We start from the raw sequence: 23655 nt of genomic DNA on the forward strand, positions 1-23655 counted from the left end.
TTCAATGCATTGCCTAGTTGATCCACGGCTTTCCTGGTGCATAATTCCATACGTTCACCCGCTTGAAACGCATGGACACTGGGGTTTCCTGATCTTCATGAATAACATCCAGTACAACTTCGCTTCCCACTTCTCCACGTAAAAGCAAGATCGCTTCTTGTGCCGTAGAGAGCGTTTTGACCTCGACGCCGTTGATGGATAGTATCTTGTCCTTCGCTCTTAGGCCTGCAGCGAATGCCGGAGAGCTGGGATTGACGTCGCTGACGCCCAAGTGCCCTGTCCATCCCAATTCAACGGCTGAAAATCCGCCCGGCCAATACCAGTTGATGCCCGAAAGAATGGCCATGATTCCGCCGCTTGGAAGAGGCCCTCGCAAAACGGTTTCGATGTTCTTTTTCTCTACGGGCTTTACTTCTTCGCAATAATCATCACCGAACAACGATCCGCCGTTTTTGGCCATGTATTTCATACGTGTGTGCCGTACTATGATCGTTTTTTCCGAATCTCTTATTTCGCCGCTAACCTCGCCGTTCTCTTCGGGAATCATACACACGTAGGCTGTGAAAGCCGAATGTTTCCATGTCCCTGTCAGTTTAGTGCCGCTTGTTTGCAGATCGTATTTGACTTGTTCTTTTTCACTAATCCACATCTTACCGACAAGCGGAACGCTCCCCTCAGCCTCGTTGTCTGTGATCGCATGCTGGTCTGTTTCCAAAATGATATGATTGCCGTCTGATTTGAGCGTGTAAGGTGTACCGTCCGTCGCAACCCATGTGCCCTGCCGTGCAGTCGTTTTTGCAACGCGCTCTTGCAAAAATTCCAGCTTGATAATTTCATCTTGGATCTTTTGGACATCGTCGGCATTCGGAGAGAGTTTAAGATAGCGCTGATAGCTTGCGATGGCTGCACCGTATTCTCCCAGTTTCACCTGTACGGACCCCAGATTGTACCAAGCGCTCGGCATAGAGGGGTCGAGTTCGGTAGCTCGTCGAAACTCGTCTGCCGCTTCTTGCAATTCGCCGGGCGTTTTAGCCATTTCGATAGCGGCAACGCCCCTTACCATATGTTTTCGAGCGTCTTGAGCACCTTCGCCCGCCCAAAGAGGCATCGTAAGCGCCAAACAACCCAGCAATGCCAAAGTCACTGTATTCGTTTTCATGGTGTATTTCCTTTTGATCTGTTCTGCGCCTCTTTTTCCTGCTGCTCGAGGCGGGATAGTTCCTGAGCCGTCCGTTCGCGGTCGGCTTTGGCTTTGGCGAGTGCCTCTTTCGCCCGTTTCATCGCGTCGCTGTCTCCCTTCGGTATTTTTGTGTCGGGAGCTTTCATCTCTTTTTGGGAAATTTCTTTTTCCAATGCCTTGATCGCGGCATCCTGTTTCACCAAGGATTCGCGGGTGGTCGAAACCCGCTGATGCAGCGATTCTATGAATTTGCTCAGCATCTGCGGATCGGCGACGGTTGTTCCGGCGGCTTCGACCGGCATTCCCGGCTCGGGAACATTCGGAATAACCGGAGTGCAATCAGGTGCGCGTTGTTCCCAGCTTCTGTTGGCCTCATTGTTGGCGATACAATGCAGTTGCGATTGCGCCGGAGGAATCGGCTTGAGTACGATTTGATTGGAGACGGATGAGGCACCCAGCCCTCCTTTCATTCCGCTCAGCAATTTTTCTTTTTCCGCATCGAACTGTTTTTTCTCGGCAGCTTTTTTCAAAGCGTCCTGTTTTTTCTTATTTTCTTCAGCGGCTTTTTGAAGTGCCGTGTTTATATTATTGTCTTTTTGTTTGGCTTTTGCCGCACCGGTTTTGGGATAACGCCCGGGTTTGAAATAACACGGTCCCGCACAGTCGTTTTTGTAGTTCGAATTCATACAGCGCGAAAAATAATACGAGTTGCATTCGGATTCTGTAGGCCAGCAGTGGCCAGACTGTCCGGCGTAACTTTGAAGCCATGATTTCCAATCGATGCAATACTCACCATACACCGTGGAACTGCTCAATATCCATACGAAAACCGTAATCGGAAAACTAACGAGACGGGGCATTTTGACTCCATGGACGCTTTAGCATTTTGACGGGCTGAATCCCACCGTCTTTGAGTATCTCACATCCTTCGCCGGCATGCACTTCGACACTGCTCTCGCTTTTGGGCAATCGAACCCAGACGGTCCCTTCGTATACTTCGACCCTGCTGGCATCCGATAAACTTTTTACCGAAAAATCCGTCCCGCGGACAGCCAGAATTGCCGTGGGAGTTCGGACTTCAAACTTCTTTCCGAGAAAGTGCTTCAGCTTCGCATGTACACGTGCGAACCCTTGTGTCAGCATAGCCTCGAAACTTTCTCCCGTATCGTCTTGCGTAACCGTGAAACTGCTGTTTTCATGCAGGTCCACTTCAGCATCTCCGCGCGCTACGAATAACTTTGCGGCACTGTTGGCTCCCACATCGACCCTTTCACCGACGCGAAGCGGCAATACGGTATCCGAAGCGGTAACAGCACCCAGCAAAGAACGGCGTACTTCTCCGTTTATCGGAATCACCATTGCTCCATGTCCGCCGTATTCCGAAACCGATGTTCGTATGGAGACAAGGGTGTTTTCTTGTTTGGAGAGCAATGCTCTGGCGCGATTGAGCAAGGTATTGGCTTCCTTCACCCCCTGGACGCTGATCGCTACTGCTTCACGCGCGACGGCCATCGCATCGGGGTCTTTGGATGTACGGACATCCTGTTCCACACTGCGTGAAATCCTGAGGTCGCTTTCCGCCGATTCAACCCGTTTTTCCGCAGCCGCTACGGCACCAAGCGCGGAATTGCGTTCCGCCGTAGCCCACTTAATGGCCTGTTCACCCGGATTGAGCGCCAATGCGGCCTGCGTGTATCCAAAACACAGAAAAGCAATCAGAAACCATTTCATCATTTCACCCTTGAGAATATTTATACTCTGTCTTTGTATAATAGCTCAGTAAACAGTAAAATACGTATAAGGACGAAAGAATGAATACATTATTAAAAGCCGTTTGTTTGGCCTCTTTGCTGTCAACAACCGGCATCGCCGAGGATCGGGCGGATGAGGGACGACGTTATTTGATACGCGGAATTGCGGCAATCGAAATGGCCAAATCGGATAAAGAGCTTGCCGGTGCTGCGGAACAGTTCGCCAAGGCTACGCAAATCGCACCTGAACTCTCGGCGGCATGGTACAACCTCGGATCGGTGCAGGCCAGACTGGGACGCTACAAAGAAGCGATGGACAGCTATCAACACTACCTAAATCTCAATCCCAAAGCCGAAGACGCACCGAAAATCCGCGACGAGATCATCAAGCTCGAGTACCGAATGGAACAGGCCGCAAAAGTCACGGCCCTAGCGGGAACATGGGTTGATAATTACGGCCGGTATTTCAAACTCGAAATGTCCGGAAGCCGTATAACTCTCACCTCTCGAAGATCGCCCGACGACAACGATGTCATTTCCACTTACACCCTCGTGGGTAAAGTTCCGGTTAGTCAAGCCATCAACGAAACGTTTCAGTTGGAAATGGCAGGGCAGGAACTGAGCGGAAAATGGAGTAAAGACGGGTATCAGGCCGACAAATGCACTATTCCGCCACTTGCAAGCAATGCTACGGGCGAGGTAGCCATCGAAGAGAATAAAATCGTATTACGCCATATCGATACCAAATACTCCGCCGCTACCCAGATCAACATTTTTGACGATTTTTGTCTAGGTGTCAAAGTGACCGAACAAAAAGAGGTCGAGCGAGTCTTCAAAAAATACGTCAAAAAAACTGCTCCCTAAGCGTTCCGAACGATAGCGATTTCCCTTTGCGGGAACGGAATCGTGATCGCAGCATTTTGCAGCGCTTTATAGATGAGCATATTCACTTGATACTGGAATTTAAAAAAATTGCGGGTCGGAACCCAATATCGGATTCCGATTATCAGCGCGCTGTCTCCGAAACTTTCGATCCCGACAATCGCTGAATTTTCCTGCGATACAAAATCACATTGATCGATCACTTTTTTGATGATTTCAATCGCTTTTTCGGCATCATTGGCGTACGATATACCTACCCGTGATTCGACGATGCGGTAATTCGACGAATTGACGAGGACTTCTCCGATCATGTTTTTGTTCGGAACGGTGATAAGTTCTTCGTCTTCGGTACGCAGAGTCGTGTAGGCGAGTTTGATCTCCTCTACTTCTCCATAAACCTTATTGACCAGAATCGTATCCCCGATCCGGAACGGACGGGTGATAATCAGCGAAATTCCTGCCGCATAATTCGCAACGCTCCCCTGTATCGCCAAACCGGCTGTCAGGAAAACGGCTCCCACAGCCGCCACGAAAGGAGCGACGGAAATCCCGAGTTTGCCGATTGCTACGACGATCATCGCTCCGAAAACAAGCAGGCGCACTCCGTTAGCGGCAAATTTGCCCAGCGTCGGATCGAAATCATGCGTTTGGAAAAAGCGGATAAGAACGTTATAGATATATTTGGACAAAAACCATCCGATCAGGACGATGATGATTGCACCGATGATCTGGAAGCTGTAATTCGCCAGGAAGTCGATCGTTTTCATATAAAATTGCTGAATAAAGGCCAATTCTCGGTCCATACGTTTCTCCTACGTTATAACAAGCGAAGATTATACTACAGAAACGGTACAGCTGCCGCCGTTCTTTGGCTTAATCAGGCATCGTACATCAGTGTATAGTATTCATGCGCCATGCGTCCCGTATCAAATGCCGTATTCACGTCACTCATTGCATTGTTCATAATTTTGACCCATTCTTTGGGACGATCGTAATAGAGCGGCAGTATGGTTTTCTCCAGAATGTCCATGTTGATCCCGTCTTTGGCAAATTCGGGATGCCATCCGTCATTGATCGAAAAATGGACAGAACCGTTCATGCTCGCCGTCATGCCGCTCGTACCGCTGGCTTCTCGGGTGATCCGCGGCGTATTGAGCCACAGATCACTCCCTTGCTTGAGCATACGCGAAAGATCCAGCTCGTAGTGGGTCAAAACGGCGATCCGCGAGTATTGGTGCGACAGATCAACCAGTTCATTGAAAATGTTGATCGCATTAGGATCAAACGGATAAGGTTTGCCTGCCCAGATCACCTGCACCGGATAATCGTTTTGGGTGATGAGGCGAAGGAAGCGTTCCATATCGTATTTCAGAAGCCCCGGGCGCTTGTACTCGGTAAAACGGCGCGCCCAGACAATGGTAAAGATCTCGGGATCGAACATCTTTCCCGTCTGATCGGCGACTTCGGAAAAAAGAAGCTTTTTGAGGTGTTTTTTACGCGCGATGACCTCATAATTTTCATGTTCGTCCAACGCCCGGATCAGCGTTTTATCGGTCCAAAAACGGCGGTTTTGTGCATTGGTTATCGAGATGATCGGGCAGATTCCCTCATAGGGTTTCCACATCTCATTGGCTACCTCTGCATGAAGTGCCGAGACGGCGTTGGCGATTTTAGCGCTGCGCAGCGCCCCGAGGGTGAGACTGAACGTGCCATGGTGATGCTCCCCCATGATCTGAGTGACTTCCTCCATGCTTAACGTATTAAAAAAGCCCATCTCGTGCAGAAAATGGGTCGAATGTTCTTCGTTCCCCGCTTTTTCGGGAGTGTGTGTCGTAAACACAACATGAGGGCGAACCTGTTCCATATCGCGGTAGCGGCCGTAGAGTTCAAACACAAGCGGCAGTGCGTGTCCTTCATTCATATGGTAAATGTCGACCTCGTATTCCAGAGCTTCGAGCATCCGCGTACCGCCGATTCCCAATACGATTTCCTGCGCAACGCGGGTCTGTTCATTGGGGTCGTAAAGCTTGTGGGTAATCGTACGGGAGAGAAAATCGTTTTCGTCCGTATCGGTCGAGAGCAAAATAATCGGAGCCGTACCGAATACTTCGGGGCGGAGTAGATATCCTTTGATGACAACCGGTTTTGCATTGATTACAACCGTCACCTTCTGCGCAAGCTCTTCGAGAAAATAGTAATATTTTCGGGTAAATTCGACTCGGAGACTGCGGTCTTCATGGCGGCCTTGATCGTAATATCCAAAACTCCACAGGATACCGATACCGATCGTATTTTGTTTGAGATCATACACGCTGCGCATGTGCGATCCGGACAGAAATCCAAGCCCTCCGGCGTACACTTTCAACGCCTGATGAACCCCGAATTCCATCGAAAAATAGGCAACTTTTGTCTGGTAACGCTCATTGATCGAACATTCATGAAAGTGCATCTTTTCTCCTTGGCAAAAATTTTATTCGAACAGCAATGCCGCGCCGATCAACGGAGCATTGTCCAAATCGGCATCTACGATCCGGCACTCTTTGTAGGCAGGCGGAAAGGTTTTGGCCGCAATCAACGGTTTGACTTTCTCTCTCAACATCGGATTGTCTTCCCACACTCCCCCGCCGATCACCAATACCGAGGGGTTATGAAGGGTAATCATCAAGGAAGCGGCATAGGCCAAAGCATCCGCCGCCGTCTCGGCGGTGCGACGCTCCTGAACGTTCCCCTCAAACCATCCGTCGACGCTTAAATCGCTCAATCCGAACAGGTGACGCTGTTTTTCCAGTCCGCTCCCGGACGCAAAAAGTTCAAGGCAATCGGATTTGCCGCAGCCGCAGACCAGCGGAACCGACTGATAACCGACATGCCCTATTTCACCCGCCATATTTCCGCAGCCGCGGACAATCTTTCCTTCGCTCACACTGGCCGAGCCCAATCCCGTCCCGACGTATAACACGCCGATCGTATCATATTTGAATCGCTGCCGATAAGCCAGTGCTGCACATTTGAGATCATTCTCAATCCGGACCTGCACTCCGGGAAACCGACATTCAAGAAACGCTTGTATATTTTGGTGCTCGACTGCAATATTGGGAGCCGAGCGAATCTCACCGTTAAAAACCTGTCCGGCAAAGGCAATTCCGATACGTTTGATCCCCCGATGAGATTCGATCACATCGAGCATTTGATTTTCCCATCGTTGCGTCTTTAATCGATGTACTTCGCCTTCTTCACTACGGTACCGAAAGTGACTCCCACCGATGTCGAAGAACAATGAAGGCTCCATCATCGGTATATCCGAAAATCGATCGACGGAAAAATGGAATTTTTGGATTCAAGCCATTCCACAAAACCCTCATCTACATTTTTGCCGTGCACCATGTCGTAGAGGCGATTGAAATTGGCGATATGCTCTTTCGTACGGCGGACACTGTACTCCGATGCGGTTCCCGTCGTCATCAAAAATGCCCAGTCCGAACTTTGGGCGAGCAGCAGCTCTCTTGCCATCTGATTGAGGATACGGATATTCCGGGATTCATATATATCGGCGAATCGGCGTGCCGATTCGCACATACGATCCGCCATAATGTGAAGATGACGGTATATCCAGTCGTTCCCTCCGTTGATCCAGACATCAAAATAGCCGCGATCTCCCCATGATGAAGGGTTCGGATTAATCACCTGATTGACCGGATACAATTCGAGGTATTCAGGCGCGCTTATCGGGCGGATCAAACCGTGCGTATGGCATTCTTTGAAAAAATAGTAGAGAAAATCGGGGCCTTCAAACCACCAATGGCCGAAAAGTTCGGCATCGTAGGGCGAAACGATCAAAGGGGGACGATCCATATAGTCGGAAAGGTAGTCTATTTGCCTTTCACGGTTGAAATGGAAATTGGATGCGTGCGACTGCGCCGCTTCTTGCGCCGCATGGGGATCATACCGGTGTTTGTCTCCCCTTTCGTTGGTTATTTTGTAGTATTTAAAACCCGTAAATCCGCGCGTGCCGGCCGGGTCAAGATAAGGGGCGACGTAATCGAAAGGAAGATCGTATCCGATGTCCCGGTAAAAATCACGGTACCGCGAATCGCCGGGGTATCCTTCTTTCGAACTCCATACCTGTTTGGACGACTCGGGATCACGCCCGAACGCCGCAACGCGGCAAGGAGTATAAACGGGAGCGAATACCCCATACCGCGGCGAAGGCTCTCCCAACGCGATGCCATGCGAATCCATAAAAAAATACTCGATCCCATGCGCGGCCAGTAACGCATCCAGCCCGTCGTAGTAGGCACATTCGGGAAGCCATATCCCTCTTGGGGCTTTGCCGAAGGCTTCGGTATGTACCTTCACCGCCTGAGCGATCTGGGCTTCCACTGCTTTTTCGTTAACGCTCAGCAGCGGTAAAAAACCGTGTGTTGCACCGCACGTGATGATTTCAAGCATCCCGTTGCGCTCAAAATAGCGGTAACCGTTGAGAATGTTTTTTTCTAAAAAACCGTAGAAAAAATCGCTGATCGAGCGAAAACGTTCATGATAATAGAGCGCCGTTTCATAAAACGGGTCGCCTTCGAGCCGTTCGAGTTCTTTGGCAGCCAATTCAAGCTGGCGACTCAAACGCAAACAAAACTTTTCACTCAATACGGCATCATTGAACATTTCGATCAAAGGCGGGGTAACCGATACGCTCAGACGAACGTAAACCCCCTCTTCTTCGAGCCTTTTGAGATTACGCAAAAGTGGAATATAGCACTCTTCGATTGCTTCAAAAAGCCATTGTTCTTCCAGATAAAAGTCGTATTCAGGGTGTTTGACGAACGGCAGATGCGAATGAAGCACCCCAAGCCAGTATCCCTGTTTCATGGTTTCGGTTGGCAGGATACGCTGCTCATCGATGTTGCTGATCCGGGTAATTCATCGCTGAGTGACGCGTGCAAAAGAATACCGCCGTTTTTGTCATACCAGATTTCTCCTTCGCCGTAGCGGAGTAAATCACTGCCGATTTTAAACTCTTTGGAGCGTAGCAACACGTGCACCACCCCGTTTTCATCGGTCCACGATAATGTGGCATACAACTTCGCAAACGGCTCATCAACCGCTACGTAATAACTGCCGAGATCGCCGTGCACCTCTTTGCAGACTACGGTTCTGCCGCCTTGCATGATACACAGACTAAAAGAACTCTCATCCCCGATACCGTAACGAAGCCTTGTCTCGCGTGAGAGTTCCCAGTAAAAAAAGAGGCGATGCGGATTGACCATCAAAAGAGCGCACCGATCTTCATCGTAGCGATCCGGTATTATCGGAGCTGCCGGCTCTGCGACAGCTTTGACCCGTTTTGCAAAAAGCTCGGTTTCGTGCGTATGGCTGGAGAAATGATCGTCTCCCAAACTTCGCTGCGTTATGTCACCCGTTTTCATACTGTCTCCTTTAAAAAGGCTTTAAAGCACGGTAGAGCTTGAGATACTCCATCACCGGTCTTCGCCATGAGAAGTCTTTTTTCATATTAGATACTATCAAAGCTGTGTGCTTCTCGCGATCGGCATACAGGGCAAGCGCTTTGATGATCGCATGCATAAATGACACAATATCCGTCCTCTCCATCGTAATTCCCGTCCCGACCGAAGGGTTCGGATGGTGAGGAGAGGAATCGGTAAAATCGATCACCGTGTCGCGCAGCCCTCCCGTTTTGCGCACAATGGGAATCGATCCGTAACGCATCGCGATCATCTGCGCCAGACCGCACGGCTCAAATTTCGACGGCATTAGAAAAAAATCGGACGCCGCATATATCCTGCGGCTCAAAGCTTCATCGTATCCGAGTATCACCCTGATGTTTTCTTTCCCCTCAAGAGGTTTGCACAGCGCTTCGTGATACGGATCGCCGCTTCCCAGTATCACAACGTTAAGGGGAGCGTCTGCGATCGAGCGAAGCATTTCGGCCAGCTCTTTGATCCCCTTTTGATCGGCAAGCCTTCCGACGTAGGCAAAAAGCGGATAATGGCTGTTATGCAGTCCGATATGTTCGCACAATGCGTGTTTTTCTTCCTGCTTCCGGCCGATCTGGCGGTTATCGAAAGGAAACGACAGCGCAGGATCGGACGCAGGATCGAATTCAGACGCATCAATCCCGTTGAGAATTCCCGAAAGTTTATCCTCGTGCGTGCGTAAAAAACGGTCCAGACCGCATCCGAAATCAGGATGCTTTATCTCTTGCGCATAGGTCGGGCTGACCGTCGTGACGGCGTCGGCATCGGCAATGCCCCCTTTGAGAAAATTGACTTTGTCATAAAATTCGAACCGATCGATCGTAAATCGGTCCCACCCAAGATTCAGCCTCTCAATCGCCTCTTTGGAAAAAATACCCTGAAATGCCAGATTATGGATCGTTAGAACAACCCGGCAGCGAAGACGGTACGGTTCTTTGGCCAGCGGCGCTGCCAGAGCGCTTTGCCAGTCATGCAGATGAAGAATGTCGATATTGATGTGATTGGCAGCCAGTTCGCACACCGCATGAGCAAATATCCCGAACCGCAGGTCGCTATCGGGGCAATCGTACAGACGTTCATGATCGCACAGCGCCGGATGATAGATGAAATAATTTTCGCATCCGTTATCAAAACATTTATATACTTTAATATTAAATTTTTCTCCTCCAAGATTCAGGGAAAAATCAATGCCGGCAGGACGGATATCAAAGCGTTCGCAGTCGATAGAACGGTACAAAGGCAAGATGGCGATTGTCTCTTCATGGCGTGACAGTTCTCGACAAAACCCCCCTACGGCATCGGCCAAACCGCCGCTTTTGACATAGGGGAACATCTCGCTGGCAACCATTGCAATCGTCATAACCGCTCCTTGTAAAGTTTTGAAGCCTCTTCGGGAGGCATCGGATTAATCGAAACCCCATCCTCGCTTTCCAGCGCGCTCACGCCGAAAAGACGGGGTAACATCGAAATGTAAACCGTGTGGTAGGGATTATCATCTCGGATTGAATCTCGTATGACCATATTATACGCCACTTTTTCCCCCAAGACGAGCTTCATCAAATGAACCGAACGGTGGACAAGCACCGCAAGGCTTTCCAGCTGCTCGGAAGAAGCGTATACCAGCGACGTTAAAACTGTAGTCGGCGCAATCCTCAACTCAAACGGATAGCGTGACGCAAAAGGGGTATAGAGACAAAAATCACCCTCTCTCGCGATCAGGCGCGTCTCGTCGTCAATCGTCTGTGCGACCTCATCGAGCACTAAATGGGCATGATGCGCACGGTGGTATACCGCTTCCCTCTCATACATCGATGCGATGTGCGAAGGAATGAACGGGAGCGCGACGATTTGAGTATGCGGATGGGACATAGTCTCTCCGGCGAGAATACCGACATTTTTGAATACGCTGACATGGGCGATGCGGGAATCTTGTGAAAGGTTCTCAATCCGTTTGGCGACCATACGCAGATACGACACCGTCTCATCCGGACTCATCAATGCAAGATCCGAATCGTGTCCGGTCGTATCGATCAGTATCTCATGAGCACCAAATCCGCCCATGCTGCGATGTATCCCTTCTTCGACAACGTCTGCGGAGGTTTCTATCGCAACGGCCCGGTAGCGGTTAGCGACAACCCGGTTGATCCAGCCGGATGTATTTATGGAACGTTCCGCATGAACGCACGACGCATCGATTTCCGCATCGCTCAACGCTTCGTTCCCTTCGCAGAAAGGACATTCGGCAGGAACCATACGAATATCTTCAGCTTTTAGCGTCGGTTTTTTCAACCGATGCCGCGCAATGATCGTCCAGCGATCTTCCAGCGGGTCGTAGCGGTAAGTACTCATTCCGCACCTCTTTCCCATCGGATTGCACATTCCAGCTTCAGTGCATCCTCATAGACAAACGCAAAGGCTATCATAATCCCTTGTGCCATCAGATCGATTCCCCCTTCGCTTTGCGATACGCTCATCACGGGATGTATCCAGAGAGTGTGCTTGCAGTTCCATCCGATCCGTATGGTTTCCTTCAGATACGGGTCGCAGATCGTCAGCTCACTATCCGAGTCAAACGATGCTCCTGCCGTGTCGATCGATATTTCTTGCGAACGGATACGTATGTCGGAAAGATTGGCGAAATGGAGGTTAAGCTCGCATACATACATCAGTCCCTCTCTTGGCGGAGAGTCGATCTGCAAGGTGACCTCCAGCGCGTCCTTCTCTAAACGGTAGTTTTTGTCCAAGCGCACCGCCGTACCGTCCACATGTCCACGGCGTTCAAAACGTGCCTGATCGCTGCGTGCGGAAACGATCTCGAATACACCGTTGGCAAAATCGCCGTATTCGGTGTAGCCGCATCGATAAAACGCTGATAGATCGGTCTCCTGTGCGCAGAAGTGGTCGACAAACGAACCGCGCCGGTAAAAATCAAAATGCAACGCATCGGATGCTTCGGGAGTCAGAACATGATGCGCGTGATGAATCGTTTGTATCCCTTCGGCATGTTCTTGATTCTCGTGCATAGCACACAGCGCGCTATGATAAAATTCACGGCGACGCGTCAGCGTGTTTTGAAGGTTAAAGCCTCTCTCCATGCGATCAAGTTCGACAATCATCCCCCCGTTTCGGGTACTGAAAACCATATGCAGCGTCGGATCGCACAGGCTCACTTCAGCATACCCGTCCAAATCAAAATCCTCGACCTCCCCCCTGAACCCTGTATGCCGGGATAAGATCGATTGCGCTTCGATAATGTATCGGTAGGCGTTGTCGCGCAGATTCGGCAGATATATCCCTCCGAACACCCCATGCCAGAATACATCGTTCGTCTGCGCCTTATAGACCCATTCCCTGTAGGTTTCGTCCCTTATCGCACCGATGTGTTTCGACAGCCGGAGCATCCGCTTATGGATGTGGTTCGCTTCGGGGTATTTGACCAGAAAGTTTTTCCAGATCCCTCCGCCTAATACACTCTGCGCCTCGTCCGGGTTCATATGACCGGACAGTATTTTTAACGCGCTGTCGGCCTGCAACGCGCGCTTGGTACCGTATGACCAATTTCCCATTTCATAATACGAGACGTTCGGCAAATAGGCCAGCCCAAGCGCCGTATTGCTGTCGATATAATCGCCGAAACGCATCGTGGTGATCCGATCGCGATTGCACAGCTGTGTGACAAAAGCGTCCAGCCACCCCTGATCGTACACCCATTCATGCGTATGGGGCCATAACCCGAATTTTTCCCCGTCGTCAAAACAGATTGCCGTGTCCATCGATTCGATTGCGTTGATCGCATCTTCATGCGGCGAAAAAGGGAGCCGGTAACGAAGGTCTTTGTGGATCGGAAAAATCTTGACCGTATCGCCTCCGCATTCGCTGAGATAATACCCTTCGCACTCTCGGGGCGTAAATCCGACACGATGAAAGTGATAGTCGTCCACCAACGTGTACTCGATGCCGCATGCGGCCAGATCGGAGAGTATCTCGTCGCTCCATACCCGCTCGGTCAGCCAGATACCTCGCGGACGGCGGCCGAAAAGTTTTTCGATGAGGTCGGAGAGTTTTTCGATCTGTCCTCGGCGATCGGCTGAAGAGATGGAGGCTAGTATCGGCTCGTAATACCCTCCTCCGAGCCATTCAATCTGATTACGGGCGCTCATCGTCTGCATCAATGCAAACAGATGCGGAACGTCAGCCGCTATTTTTTCCAGCAGCCATCCGCTGAAATGGACGCTGAAGCGAAATTTCTCGTGACGGCTCAAAACATCGAACACAGGAAAATAGGAACGCTCAATCGCCTCAAGCACGGCATGGTCGAAATTGTCAACCGGCTGGTGGCAGTGGATACCGAATAAAAACGTACTCATCATTTCCCCTTAAATATACCAGTCGTACGGACGGTCGATATAGCGTGCCAAAACCGCGGCATGCTCGTTCGGAAATCGCGATAGAATCTCTTCGCCCGCAATCACTTCGATCTGAAGCGAAAAGGTTTCGTCCGCTTTGAGCCATTTAAGCGGTATGCGCAGCTGCGCCGTTTTGGAGACGATCCCTTCGGGGGTTTCGGAACGCCGATCCAGTTTCTTTTCCCGCAGCAGAGCAACTTCCAGCGGCTGGCACTGTGCGCTCAGCAGTTTCAGGCGTATGTCCCGCCCGCTAAGTTCGTGCCATCTCCCCTCCAGCGAAAGGTAAAAATACTCTCGATCGAACCCGTAGCGCATCGCACGTATGATCCCCTTTTCACTCGTATCCATCACATCGGTAAAGCTAGGTTCGTGCACGATACCAGAACCGTACCACTCAAAAAACGGTTCCTCTTCCGCACTCAGTGCGGGGGATATCCATTCAGTCGGGATCAGCGACGTCTGAAGCGTTTCAGATCGGTTCGGCCTCAGCAGATAGACCGGAACGCTCTGCGACATATGTCTGTAGATACGGATCAAACGCTGGCGAAAAAGCATGTCGAACAAATCGGCGTATTCGCTTTGATGATCGGTCCCGTACCACCAAAACCAGTCGCTCCCCTCGGCGATGAGCAGTTCTCTTTGTATCGTCTCACGCAGCGGGAGCGTCAGAGCATCTGCCTGACGTTGATAGGCCAAATGCGCCTGACAGAGCATCTCCCATGCACGGTTTTTATCCCGCTGCCCGATCCATGTCGAAAAATCACGGTAAATCCAGCTCCCCGGATGGATGCGCCCCAGAATCGGATAACGGCGTTCGTCTGCGGCAAGTCCGTCCAAATGCACCGTCTCGCACCACGTGCATGCACTCAGCCGTTCATACAACGCGTTGAAAAAGTGAATCGCGTTGTCAGGATAAGATTCCCAGGCATTTTCACCGTCGAGAATGACGGAAACGACGGCGTTATCGTAGGATTCATGGACATGATGCAAATCGGCCATAAAATCGTCTGCCGCCGTATTTGCCTCGAACGCGGCGTAATGAAAACCGATTTTGTCGCTGAGCCGTTTGTCCCGAAACACGACCATAATCCCGTTTTCGTGCTTAAACCGATATGGGGTATAGAGGGTTGATCTCTCATAATTGTTCAGCGTCGCAAACAGAATTTCTTCATCGGTAGCGGCAAAACGAAATCCGTAACGTTCGTATGCCTGTAACGTTGTTTCGTTGACTGACCCTTCCGAGGGCCAGATTCCCTGCGGATCACGATCAAAACATTCGTTAAAACATTTCATCCCTTCTTCCAGATGGCGGTAAGCATCCTCTTCGAACATGCAGGTCACATCCGGCATCTTGGTATCCGGACGGCTGTGCAGCGCATTTTTCATGTCCATCAGCAGCGGCATGATCGGATGGTACATCGGATTCATGGCTAAAGCGATGCGTCCGCTTTCGATCATTGAACGGTATTCGGGCATAATCTGCCGGATAAAATCAGCCAGCGTATCCAGCAAGGCGTTCTTCTGCACTTCATCAAAACCTTCCCCTTGCTCAAGTATCTGCGCGATCAGAAGTTTCTCGCTTCTCAAGGCATTGCCGCACCACGAAAGCAAAAACAGCACTTCGATTTCACACATTTCGCCATCATCCAGCGACCGGGTCTGCGATGCTTCCAATAGTTGCGCATAGCGCGGCAAAGGCACTACCTGATGTTCGTAATGGACATTGCGGACAAACCGTATTACCCATTCTCTTTCGCTCTCGTCGAGCATGGAACACGGTTGACGAAAAAGTTTCAGCAAACGGTCTTCAACGTCTTTGTCTTCGTACAGCCGAAGCTGTTCGAGCAATGAGGGGGATAGGTTGAACGTCGCTTTGAGCTGAGGAAACCGCTTTAAATGCCACAGCATTTCGTAATAATCTTTCAATGCGTGCAGAAACACCCACGGCATCTCGATCACACCGCTCTCGTCGTCCCGGTAATAGGGCTGATGCATGTGCCAGAAAAAAGCAATCTTGAGCGGCAGCCGTTTCATTCGCTCCCCCTAAAGCTTCAAAAGGGCGGAGTATTCTTGCGCCAGGGCTTCGCTCTCTTTGAGGCTGCTCGATTGAATGTAGAGGTGAAGTTTCTCGTCATGCGGATCGGGAAGCATCAGCACCCATCGTTTTTGCCCCAGCTCAACCCGTATCCCTTCGATGTGCGACATCCGTTTTCCTTTGGCGTGTTCGCCGAAACGGCGCATCATTTTTCCCTTTGCCGATTCCGGGCAGGCAATCGTACAGCGATAATAATGGCGGCTCGGATCAATACGCTTGCGAACGGACGGCAGCTTGACGTGCTGCTTGGCCATCATTTCCAGAATTTTCACTCCGGCGAATATCGCGTCGCTATGGAAGCCGAATGCGGTAAATATGTACTGATCGTCTACGTCGGCGATTAAATCGAAATCTTTCATCGTCGAAGCCTTCAGCCCCGTCATCTTGCCGTGAACGATTTCAAGATTTTCAAACATTCCGTCCATCCAATCGGGCGCCCATGTCGGTAGATAAACGCGGCGTATCTCATCGCTGCCGTCCGCCAATGCCAAAATACACAGCAGCGCTTCGTAATCGGGAAGCATCCCTCCCTCTACGGTAAAAATTTTCAGCCGATGCCCGTTGGGATACACCATGAATCCCGCGTCCAGTTTCAACGTCTCGACGATCTCAGCCAAAGCCTGCTTCGCACGATCGCGTTCGATATAGAGGCGAGAGAGTTTTTTGTCATCCCAATACGCGTTCAGAATCATATTGTCGATTTCAAGCGCATTGATTACCTGCGGATAAATTTCGCTCGTTACCCCGAACATCAAATCGACGGCTACGTTCATTTTGCACCGCTTAAAGCCGTTTTTGTCAATCAGCGAAAACATTCGATCCAAATAATCCTTGTTCAGGTTGGGTTTGTCAATAATCTCTCCGATTTCTGAGACGTCGACGCGCCGAAAATTTTCCCGGAAAAAAAGCCGCTCGATGCTCTGTGCCATTCCGTTATTCAGCGGCAGCGAATCGGCCGTATAAAAACTGATTTCCGTTGTTGAGGGGTCATCCAGAGATTGCCGAAAATGTACTCCTGCTCCGATCTGCTCATGTACATAAAGACCGTGGCGCATGACATTCAGCGGCATGAACTGCAAATCGACGACGTTCACACCGGTACCGAGTAGTCCTCCCAAAAATGCCCGTTTGAGCATCCGCGATCCCTTGTGGTAATCGCGCGACGTATAGACCGTGCACCCTACCGGCAATACCGAACCGAACGCTTCGGCCAGTTTTGTGGCGATTTCGCACGACAGCTCGACGTTGCTTCGCCCGACAACATTGTTATTGCTGAACAGCGAAGCTTTGTATTTGTCCATCCAAATCACGTTGGAACTGACGATCGCTCCCTCTTCGATCGTTTTTCCGGGCCATACCATCACGTCTTTTTCGAATGCCGCATTGTTGCCTATCCGACAATCCTGAGCGATGATGGCCCCCTGGACGATGTGAACTTTTTCTCCTACGCTGCAGCCGTCGGCAATGACCGCATTGACCAGACTGCACCGTTCCTTGATGGCTACGTTTTTCCAAATGACCGATTCTTCAATCCGGCACCGTTCGCCGATCTTGCTCCCTGCACCGATTGCGCAGTTGTAAAGTTCGCATCCTTTGTCGACGGTGACGTTGTCCCCCAAGACGACGATCCCTTTGATTTTCGTCTCTTTAGGCAGCTTGACCCCTTGCCCCAGATAAACGGTCCCTCTTCCGATCTCGACCTTCTCGCCGATATAGTCAAACCGCGCTTTCCCTTCGAAAATTTCCTGATGGACGCTGCGGTAACTCTCCGGGTTGCCGACGTCACGCCAATACCCTTCCATAAGGCATCCCCACAGCGTCACTCCCTGAGCCATCAGCGAGGGGAAAAGGTCTTTAGAAAAATCGTAATTGGTCTGGGAAGGGATGGCATCGAAGATTTCGTTGTCAAGAACGTAAATGCCCGTGTTGATTTGATCGCTGAACACTTCTCCCCAGCTCGGTTTTTCCAAAAAGCGTTCGATCTTGCCTTCATCGTCGGCGATCACAACCCCGAAGGGCAAAGGGTTTTCTACTGAGGTAAGCGTGATGGTGAGTTTGGAGTGTTTGCTGCGGTGAAATGCGATGATTTTTTCAAGATCGAAATCACACACCAAATCGCCGCTGATCACCAGTACGTCATCGGCGCCGACATACGCTTCGGCGGATTTGAGTGCTCCCGCCGTGCCGTAATCGTCATCGGGAAGGACATAGGTTATGGAGACGCCGAAACGGCTCCCGTCTCCGAAATATCCCTGAATGACTTCGGGCATGAAGTATAAAAGGATAATGATTTCATCAATACCCGATGCTTTAAGCCGCTCAACGGTAATCTCCATCATCGGACGGTTGATAACCGGAAGCATCGGCTTGGGCAGAGAATGGGTCAAGGGCTGGATTCGGGTTCCGAATCCTCCCGCCATGATAATACCTTTCACACGTTCACCTTCCTTGCAGTTTTTGATGATCAAAACAACACGAACCAACGACCGATTGTAATAAGTTACTGTTACAAAATCATATCGTCAAATAGAAAAAAGCTAATTTTGTTTAAGGATACCTTTTATTGTTATCGAATGATTGTATGTTAGCATATTTCTGAGAGCTTGTTGTCCATTCTGGCTAAAAGCGGTAGTGAACGTGGTACAATCTTCTCAAACCAACCCGCTTTCATAAAGAGTAAACGACAATGAGCAAAAAAACCGTATACGATAAAATTTTTGCAATTCATGATCAAACGATGGATGTTTTACGTTCGCAGCACATCCCTCCCTATCCGTCTCATTATAAAAAGCACTTTGACGAAATATTCATCCGGCAAGCCGATCAGTCGCTCATCAAAAAACAGAAAGAAGACGAAGCGCTTCAGGACAATTATGAAGAGCTAAGACGCTATCTCGACATTGCCCATCGCTCGCTGCAAGCCTTCGTTGAAGCCCATTCGGACATTTCCCATGTCGCCGAATTGCAAGAACAATATTTGAGCAATGTCGCCGACGACCATGTCGAACGATGCGTAACGTACGTCGAAGGGCTCAGCGAACTGGGTAAAAACATGTCCGAAGAACTCAAAAAAGCACAACATAAAATCGACGGGTTGAACCATGAGCTCCAAGAAGCCATCAGAAATCTCACAACGGATACCTTAACGCAAGTCGGAAATCGCAAAGGCTTTATCGATGATTTGACCGATACCGTCGAAGCCGGAAAAAACAAACAGCTCTCAATGGTTCTCATGATGATCGATGCGGATAATTTTAAACTCCTGAATGACGAATACGGCCACGTGGCAGGGGATAAAGTTCTTTATTTTCTTGCTCAAAGCATCAAATCCATCATCCGTTCCGGCGATAAGGTCTACCGATACGGAGGCGAAGAATTCGCCGTTGTCCTTAACCGCTGCGAGCTTGAGCAGGCATTTCCGATCGCCGATAAGATCCGATCCAAGATTGAGCACAGCCACTTGATCTATGCCGGCAAGACCATCCATGTCACCGTCAGTATCGGCGTCACGCTGCACCATGAGGGCGACAGCATGGAGACACTGATCGAACGTGCGGACGACGCTTTGTATCGCGCCAAAAAAGCACGGAAAAACTGCACCGTCGTCTTCGATTGAGAAAGCGGCCGCCCCTAAGAGTTTCGCTTTGTTACATGCACTCCGTTATTCTTGATAGGAACGCGAAAATTTAATCGTATCCATGCTACAATTTCAAAATTTTTTACAAGGGTACATCCTATGTTAACCGATCGCGTCAATATACTCTCCGAATCGATTACCATTGCTATCAGTACGTTAGCGCAAGAACTCAAAGCGCAAGGAAAAAACATCCTCAGTTTCTCCGCCGGCGAGCCTGATTTCGACACTCCTCAGGTGATAAAAAACGCCGCGATCAAAGCGATCAACGACGGGTTTACCAAATATACCGCGGTTGACGGTATCCCTGAGCTAAAAGCGGCCATCGCCCTTAAACTCAAACGCGACAACCATCTCGACTACAAACCCAACCAGATTATCGCCAACAACGGTGCCAAACACTCTTTGTACAACCTCTTTGCGTGTACGATCCAATCGGGTGACGAAGTCATCATTCCCGCTCCGTACTGGGTTACTTACCCTGAACTCGTCATGTATTGCGGCGGTACGGTCGTAGAAATACAGACCAACGATGAAAGCGGATTTAAAATCACCCCCGAGCAGCTCAAGGCGGCATTGACCTCAAAAACAAAAATGCTCATCCTCACCTCTCCGTCCAATCCGACGGGTGCCGTCTACTCGCGTGAAGAGCTGACCGCACTTGGCAAAGTGCTCGAGGGAACCAACGTCATCGTCGCGAGTGACGAGATGTATGAAAAACTGATCTACGACGGCGAATTTACCTCTGCCGCAGCCGTGAGCGACGATATGTATCAACGCACCGTCACGATCAACGGCCTCTCCAAATCGGTCGCCATGACGGGATGGCGTTTCGGGTACATGGCCGCAGCCAATACCGAGATCATCCAGGCAACCAAAAAACTTCAGAGCCAAAGCACGTCCAACATCAACTCGATCACGCAAAAAGCGGCGATCGTCGGCCTTAACGGCGAAGCCGACGCCGATATCGAAGCGATGCGCGTCCAGTTTAAAGCACGTCGCGACGAAGCGGTCAGATTGTTTAACGAAATCGACGGATTAAGCGTCCTATCGCCGGCGGGAGCGTTTTATCTGTTCGTCAACATCAAAGAAGTCAGCAATGATTCGATGGAATTTTGTAAAGCTCTTCTCGAAGAACAAGGGATCGCCGTAGTTCCGGGAGTCGGGTTCGGCTCTGAGGGGTATTTCCGCTTCAGCTTTGCGACCGATATCGAAAGCATCCGCGAAGGGATCAAGCGCATCGCTGCGTTTGTAGCGACGAAACGCTAATTATTTTCTATCTATAATATAATTTCCGTACAAATTTCCTTCGGGACTACTCTTGGGGCAACCCAAGGGGAACAAATTACAGCTTCATCAACTCTTTCAATCTCGTTTTCAGCTCATTAAAATCGTTTACTCTCGCTTTTCCCTCATCGTTGTTTGCTCTGTAACCGTTTCCAAAAAAAGTAGCCTGTGCCTTTTTTCTTTTTTTGTAAAACTTTTTTATGAAATATTATGCTATACTTTTTTTGTACATAATCGAACAGGTGCCGCAAGGCATTCTGTTTTGACCCTTGGGGTCTTGCCTCGCTTCGGCGGGGCTTTTTTATTTAAAGCTCTCAAACATTGCTCTTTTTATTTTTCTTCTTATCGGTTCAGGCACCCAGTTTAATACAATTTTTTTAATCCGCACTTTTTTCTCAATGGTCACAATATTATCAATCAAAATCGTCGTATCTTTATAGAGGAAATATTTGTATTTTTGGTGTTCAAGTATCACACGTGAAGAATTCTCCGCATCGCCGTGTTTGGTTTCGGTCAGAGGTACGACAGTGATAGAACTGTTGGTGAGATTTTTGGAAATAACGATTGCCATATGCCGCATCGAAAATTCATTATCGGTATTGATGCCGTAGGGGTATTTTCCCATCATATCGACACAATCATGCGGAATCTCTACGTATTTTTTAGGTGTCCCGAATTCCACTTCGACAACCGCCCAGCGGTAGAGTTCACTCCATTTTACAGCCATTTAGTTTCCCTCTCGCATCGTTTACTCACGCTTTCCATCATCAAATTCAGCCTGTCCCCATTTTTTTTAAATGTCTGCTTTACATTCATCGTTAATTTAACTATTAACATTATCTTTTTCACTGGAATTTGGTTTAGCTTTAGCGTATTCTTTACCATCAATTTTAGTAATGGTGTATTCAGGGTGCTTACCTTGTTTTATCTCTTCAACAATTATTTTTCTAGGAATTTTTGTGCCTCTGCCTACGATTTTATAGGTGTCATTTCCACCTTTAGCCCCGTCGTGATTACCTTTGATATTTTTAGCCATATTATGCCTTTATGATGATTTTTAACCCAAATATCATTGAGTTTAAAAATCTTAGCACATTAAAAAAGAATCAATTTTAGAGCAATTCCCTTCCTAGTTTCCACTCTCTAGAGTTGAAGCATATAGCATCGGGCTGCATTCCCACTTAAAAAGTGGGAATAAAGATGACATGATTTCTTCTTTTATGATTTCGTTTTATTGTAACAAAAACACAGAATTCAAACAAAAACATTACGGATTGGAAACTTCTATTGCATTTTGATATTATAGAATTGAGGATATTCTAGCAAAATCAGGAATCCATCCCCTCCCTGATGACAATTCAGAGAGAAAATGAAGCGAGGAAAGAGAAATAGGGGTTATTTAATGCTTTTGAGGGCTTCCACGACCGCGTCGATGTTTCCGATCGGAAGGTGGACTTTCCATTCGGGGTTCTTGGCATCGCCCGAGAGGGATACGCCGATACTGGCGACGCTGTCGCTTCCTTCTCCATAAGGCTCATCGATCTTGCTGATACTGATCACCCCTTTTTTAGTACCGTCGAGGGGAATTTCTTTGATAATCGTTGCACCTGAGCTCATACAATCTCCTAACCGATAAATGATATAGGAAAGAGTTTAGCCGATTTTGGCTAAAGCAACCTTAAATTTATTCGGTTCCTTCAGCCTTGAAACCGTTGCCGTAAATGTACGCATACATCTTGCGGTAATAGCGCGCGTTGCGTGCGGGATCGGTCGGCGCGTGATGATAGCGTCCGAGCGTTTCCCATGAATATCCGAAACTTTTTACCAAACGGGTCAAAATACCGTTGGCTTTTTCACGTGCGGAACTCTCGTCAAAATATTCATGAACGAACGGATTGGGGTGATATTTGTAGTTGATTTGATAGGGTCCGAGGTCGAGGTTGTTGATACCGCCGTCAATCAGCGCCTGAGCCTGCATGGCACACTCTTGCGTCGAACCGCACCGGATCAGATGGCCGTTGACGGCAAATCCGGCAGCGCCCGCGCGCTGGGCGTCATCGATGGAGTTGATGCGTATGACATGGGGATTGCACGCGCCGTTTTCGTTCAGGCATTCGCAATGTTTAATGGCGTCCAAAACGATGTCCGGCATCCGAAATTCGTTTTGAACTTGATCAGCGCTCAAAAGCGCACCGCTCAACATCAAACCAGCTATCCATCTTTGCATTCGGCACATTCCCCCGTTTTAAGATTCGATTATTTTAGCCAACTTTGCCTGCAATTTCAGCCACAACTTATGCTCCATCAGCGGAAAGCCGCTGTAAACGCCCCCTTTTGAGACATTTTTGGTAACACCCGCGCGTGCGGCAAGGGTGACGAAAGGGGCAATAGAGAGGTGGCCCGCGGTAGCACTTTGGCCGCCCATAACGACGTTGCGCCCCAGCGTCGTCGATCCGGCAAGCCCGACTTGAGAAACCAAAATCGAATATTCTCCGATGACGCAGTTGTGCCCGATTTGTACCAAATTGTCGATTTTCGACCCTTTTTTGATCAGAGTCGAGCCGAATACGGCGCAATCGACGGTGCAGTTCGCACCGATCTCGACGTTGTCTTCTATGATGACGTTGCCGTTTTGGTAGAGCTTGACGTGTTCGCCCGTTTTTGTGTGGGCGTATCCGAAACCGTCGCTTCCGATGACCGTTCCCGCATGGATCGTGACCGAATTGCCGATGACGCAGTCGCGGTAGACGCAGACGTTCGGATAAAGGGTGACGTTATCCCCGATCAGTGCTTCGGAACCCACATAAACGCCGCTCATAATCGTGCAGTTTTGTCCGATCCGCGCACCGTTTTCGATATGGGCGGTCGGATAGATGACGCTTCCCTCACCGATCAGGGCAGGTGTATCGCTGCTGCGGATCGGTTTGG

Annotated in this window: 21 protein-coding genes; 3 read left to right on the forward strand and 18 right to left on the reverse strand. The window is 49.5% G+C overall.

All coding sequences use genetic code 11. The features are described 5' to 3' along the window. Nucleotides 1-13: 13 nt before the first annotated feature. Genes JU82_RS01290 through JU82_RS01300 form a run of 3 tightly spaced genes read right to left on the reverse strand, consistent with a single transcriptional unit; the run spans nt 14 to nt 2911 of the window. A complete protein-coding gene (locus JU82_RS01290) occupies nt 14-1159 on the reverse strand; it encodes a PDZ domain-containing protein (RefSeq protein WP_037945698.1) in 1146 nt (381 codons plus the stop codon). Beyond that, complete coding sequence (locus tag JU82_RS01295) at nt 1156-2040, reverse strand: hypothetical protein (RefSeq protein ID WP_294891991.1); 885 nt, start codon at nt 2038-2040, stop codon at nt 1156-1158. Before JU82_RS01295 ends, JU82_RS01290 begins: the two co-directional genes overlap by 4 nt. Next, nucleotides 2024-2911 carry a FecR family protein gene (locus tag JU82_RS01300; protein ID WP_037945700.1) on the reverse strand — a complete coding sequence of 296 codons (888 nt, stop codon included), beginning with the start codon at nt 2909-2911 and terminating at the stop codon, nt 2024-2026. The genes JU82_RS01295 and JU82_RS01300 overlap by 17 nt, the downstream gene beginning before the upstream one ends. An 80-nt stretch (nt 2912-2991) precedes the next feature. Here JU82_RS01300 and JU82_RS01305 point away from each other — a divergent pair, with 80 nt between their 5' ends. Further along, complete coding sequence (locus tag JU82_RS01305; protein ID WP_037945701.1) at nt 2992-3795, forward strand: tetratricopeptide repeat protein; 804 nt, start codon at nt 2992-2994, stop codon at nt 3793-3795. Here the strand turns inward: JU82_RS01305 and JU82_RS01310 are convergent. From JU82_RS01310 to JU82_RS01355, 10 genes are all read right to left on the reverse strand, one after another. Next, nucleotides 3792-4616, reverse strand: coding sequence for a mechanosensitive ion channel family protein (locus tag JU82_RS01310; RefSeq protein ID WP_037945702.1), 825 nt, complete (start codon nt 4614-4616; stop codon nt 3792-3794). The genes JU82_RS01305 and JU82_RS01310 overlap by 4 nt on opposite strands. Nucleotides 4617-4690: 74 nt before the next feature. Next, the gene (gene glgP, locus JU82_RS01315; protein WP_037945703.1) at nt 4691-6262 is read right to left on the reverse strand and encodes an alpha-glucan family phosphorylase; all 1572 of its coding nucleotides are present in this window, start codon (nt 6260-6262) and stop codon (nt 4691-4693) included. Nucleotides 6263-6283: 21 nt separating this feature from the next. Next, nucleotides 6284-7105: an ROK family protein gene (locus tag JU82_RS01320; protein WP_294891992.1), complete on the reverse strand. Its 822-nt coding sequence runs from the start codon at nt 7103-7105 to the stop codon at nt 6284-6286. Beyond that, nucleotides 7102-8679 (reverse strand): 1,4-alpha-glucan branching protein domain-containing protein, encoded by a 1578-nt coding sequence (locus JU82_RS01325; RefSeq protein WP_037945704.1) that lies wholly within the window; start codon nt 8677-8679, stop codon nt 7102-7104. The genes JU82_RS01320 and JU82_RS01325 overlap by 4 nt, the downstream gene beginning before the upstream one ends. After that, nucleotides 8676-9236 (reverse strand): DUF4912 domain-containing protein, encoded by a 561-nt coding sequence (locus JU82_RS01330; RefSeq protein ID WP_037945705.1) that lies wholly within the window; start codon nt 9234-9236, stop codon nt 8676-8678. Before JU82_RS01330 ends, JU82_RS01325 begins: the two co-directional genes overlap by 4 nt. A 10-nt stretch (nt 9237-9246) precedes the next feature. After that, nucleotides 9247-10665 (reverse strand): glycogen synthase, encoded by a 1419-nt coding sequence (locus JU82_RS01335; RefSeq protein ID WP_037945706.1) that lies wholly within the window; start codon nt 10663-10665, stop codon nt 9247-9249. Further along, complete coding sequence (locus JU82_RS01340) at nt 10662-11654, reverse strand: DUF4931 domain-containing protein (RefSeq protein WP_037945707.1); 993 nt, start codon at nt 11652-11654, stop codon at nt 10662-10664. The genes JU82_RS01335 and JU82_RS01340 overlap by 4 nt, the downstream gene beginning before the upstream one ends. Further along, the gene (locus tag JU82_RS01345; RefSeq protein WP_037945708.1) at nt 11651-13672 is read right to left on the reverse strand and encodes an alpha-amylase/4-alpha-glucanotransferase domain-containing protein; all 2022 of its coding nucleotides are present in this window, start codon (nt 13670-13672) and stop codon (nt 11651-11653) included. The genes JU82_RS01340 and JU82_RS01345 overlap by 4 nt, the downstream gene beginning before the upstream one ends. Nucleotides 13673-13681: 9 nt before the next feature. After that, on the reverse strand, nt 13682-15745 hold the full coding sequence (locus JU82_RS01350; RefSeq protein WP_294891993.1) for a glycoside hydrolase family 57 protein: 2064 nt from the start codon (nt 15743-15745) through the stop codon (nt 13682-13684). Nucleotides 15746-15754: 9 nt separating this feature from the next. Next, the gene (locus JU82_RS01355) at nt 15755-18241 is read right to left on the reverse strand and encodes a sugar phosphate nucleotidyltransferase (RefSeq protein ID WP_037945709.1); all 2487 of its coding nucleotides are present in this window, start codon (nt 18239-18241) and stop codon (nt 15755-15757) included. 251 nt (nt 18242-18492) lie between these two features. On the opposite strand from JU82_RS01355, the gene JU82_RS01360 reads away from it, so the two are divergent. Then, on the forward strand, nt 18493-19422 hold the full coding sequence (locus JU82_RS01360; RefSeq protein WP_037945710.1) for a GGDEF domain-containing protein: 930 nt from the start codon (nt 18493-18495) through the stop codon (nt 19420-19422). Nucleotides 19423-19542: 120 nt separating this feature from the next. Further along, complete coding sequence (locus JU82_RS01365) at nt 19543-20709, forward strand: pyridoxal phosphate-dependent aminotransferase (RefSeq protein WP_037945711.1); 1167 nt, start codon at nt 19543-19545, stop codon at nt 20707-20709. Between the two features lie 319 nt (nt 20710-21028). On the opposite strand, the gene JU82_RS01370 is transcribed toward JU82_RS01365, so the two are convergent. The 5 genes from JU82_RS01370 to lpxD form a co-directional block, all read right to left on the reverse strand. After that, entirely contained in the window at nt 21029-21454 is a 426-nt protein-coding gene (locus JU82_RS01370) for a type II toxin-antitoxin system PemK/MazF family toxin (RefSeq protein WP_037945712.1), read from the reverse strand. A 96-nt stretch (nt 21455-21550) separates the two neighbouring features. Then, nucleotides 21551-21763 carry a hypothetical protein gene (locus JU82_RS01375; protein WP_037945713.1) on the reverse strand — a complete coding sequence of 71 codons (213 nt, stop codon included), beginning with the start codon at nt 21761-21763 and terminating at the stop codon, nt 21551-21553. 359 nt (nt 21764-22122) lie between these two features. Continuing rightward, nucleotides 22123-22344, reverse strand: a complete 222-nt coding sequence (locus JU82_RS01380; protein WP_037945714.1) for a hypothetical protein — start codon at nt 22342-22344, stop codon at nt 22123-22125. Nucleotides 22345-22411: 67 nt separating this feature from the next. Further along, nucleotides 22412-22954 (reverse strand): hypothetical protein, encoded by a 543-nt coding sequence (locus tag JU82_RS01385; RefSeq protein WP_294891994.1) that lies wholly within the window; start codon nt 22952-22954, stop codon nt 22412-22414. Between the two features lie 18 nt (nt 22955-22972). Beyond that, a partial coding sequence (gene lpxD / locus JU82_RS01390; protein WP_037945716.1) for a UDP-3-O-(3-hydroxymyristoyl)glucosamine N-acyltransferase occupies nt 22973-23655 on the reverse strand: 683 nt, incomplete at its 5' end.

Origin of the sequence: Sulfuricurvum sp. MLSB (assembly GCF_000747095.1) — a bacterium.
Taxonomy (GTDB): domain Bacteria; phylum Campylobacterota; class Campylobacteria; order Campylobacterales; family Sulfurimonadaceae; genus Sulfuricurvum.

Bases quoted from the DNA above. Each gene is read 5' to 3' on its own strand.
- JU82_RS01290 (WP_037945698.1), bottom strand. From the start codon at position 1,159: ATGAAAACGAATACAGTGACTTTGGCATTGCTGGGTTGTTTGGCGCTT.
- JU82_RS01295 (WP_294891991.1), bottom strand. From the start codon at position 2,040: ATGCCCCGTCTCGTTAGTTTTCCGATTACGGTTTTCGTATGGATATTG.
- JU82_RS01300 (WP_037945700.1), bottom strand. From the start codon at position 2,911: ATGAAATGGTTTCTGATTGCTTTTCTGTGTTTTGGATACACGCAGGCC.
- JU82_RS01305 (WP_037945701.1), top strand. From the start codon at position 2,992: ATGAATACATTATTAAAAGCCGTTTGTTTGGCCTCTTTGCTGTCAACA.
- JU82_RS01310 (WP_037945702.1), bottom strand. From the start codon at position 4,616: ATGGACCGAGAATTGGCCTTTATTCAGCAATTTTATATGAAAACGATC.
- glgP (WP_037945703.1), bottom strand. From the start codon at position 6,262: ATGCACTTTCATGAATGTTCGATCAATGAGCGTTACCAGACAAAAGTT.
- JU82_RS01320 (WP_294891992.1), bottom strand. From the start codon at position 7,105: ATGATGGAGCCTTCATTGTTCTTCGACATCGGTGGGAGTCACTTTCGG.
- JU82_RS01325 (WP_037945704.1), bottom strand. From the start codon at position 8,679: ATGAAACAGGGATACTGGCTTGGGGTGCTTCATTCGCATCTGCCGTTC.
- JU82_RS01330 (WP_037945705.1), bottom strand. From the start codon at position 9,236: ATGAAAACGGGTGACATAACGCAGCGAAGTTTGGGAGACGATCATTTC.
- JU82_RS01335 (WP_037945706.1), bottom strand. From the start codon at position 10,665: ATGACGATTGCAATGGTTGCCAGCGAGATGTTCCCCTATGTCAAAAGC.
- JU82_RS01340 (WP_037945707.1), bottom strand. From the start codon at position 11,654: ATGAGTACTTACCGCTACGACCCGCTGGAAGATCGCTGGACGATCATT.
- JU82_RS01345 (WP_037945708.1), bottom strand. From the start codon at position 13,672: ATGAGTACGTTTTTATTCGGTATCCACTGCCACCAGCCGGTTGACAAT.
- JU82_RS01350 (WP_294891993.1), bottom strand. From the start codon at position 15,745: ATGAAACGGCTGCCGCTCAAGATTGCTTTTTTCTGGCACATGCATCAG.
- JU82_RS01360 (WP_037945710.1), top strand. From the start codon at position 18,493: ATGAGCAAAAAAACCGTATACGATAAAATTTTTGCAATTCATGATCAA.
- JU82_RS01365 (WP_037945711.1), top strand. From the start codon at position 19,543: ATGTTAACCGATCGCGTCAATATACTCTCCGAATCGATTACCATTGCT.
- JU82_RS01370 (WP_037945712.1), bottom strand. From the start codon at position 21,454: ATGGCTGTAAAATGGAGTGAACTCTACCGCTGGGCGGTTGTCGAAGTG.
- JU82_RS01375 (WP_037945713.1), bottom strand. From the start codon at position 21,763: ATGGCTAAAAATATCAAAGGTAATCACGACGGGGCTAAAGGTGGAAAT.
- JU82_RS01380 (WP_037945714.1), bottom strand. From the start codon at position 22,344: ATGAGCTCAGGTGCAACGATTATCAAAGAAATTCCCCTCGACGGTACT.
- JU82_RS01385 (WP_294891994.1), bottom strand. From the start codon at position 22,954: ATGCAAAGATGGATAGCTGGTTTGATGTTGAGCGGTGCGCTTTTGAGC.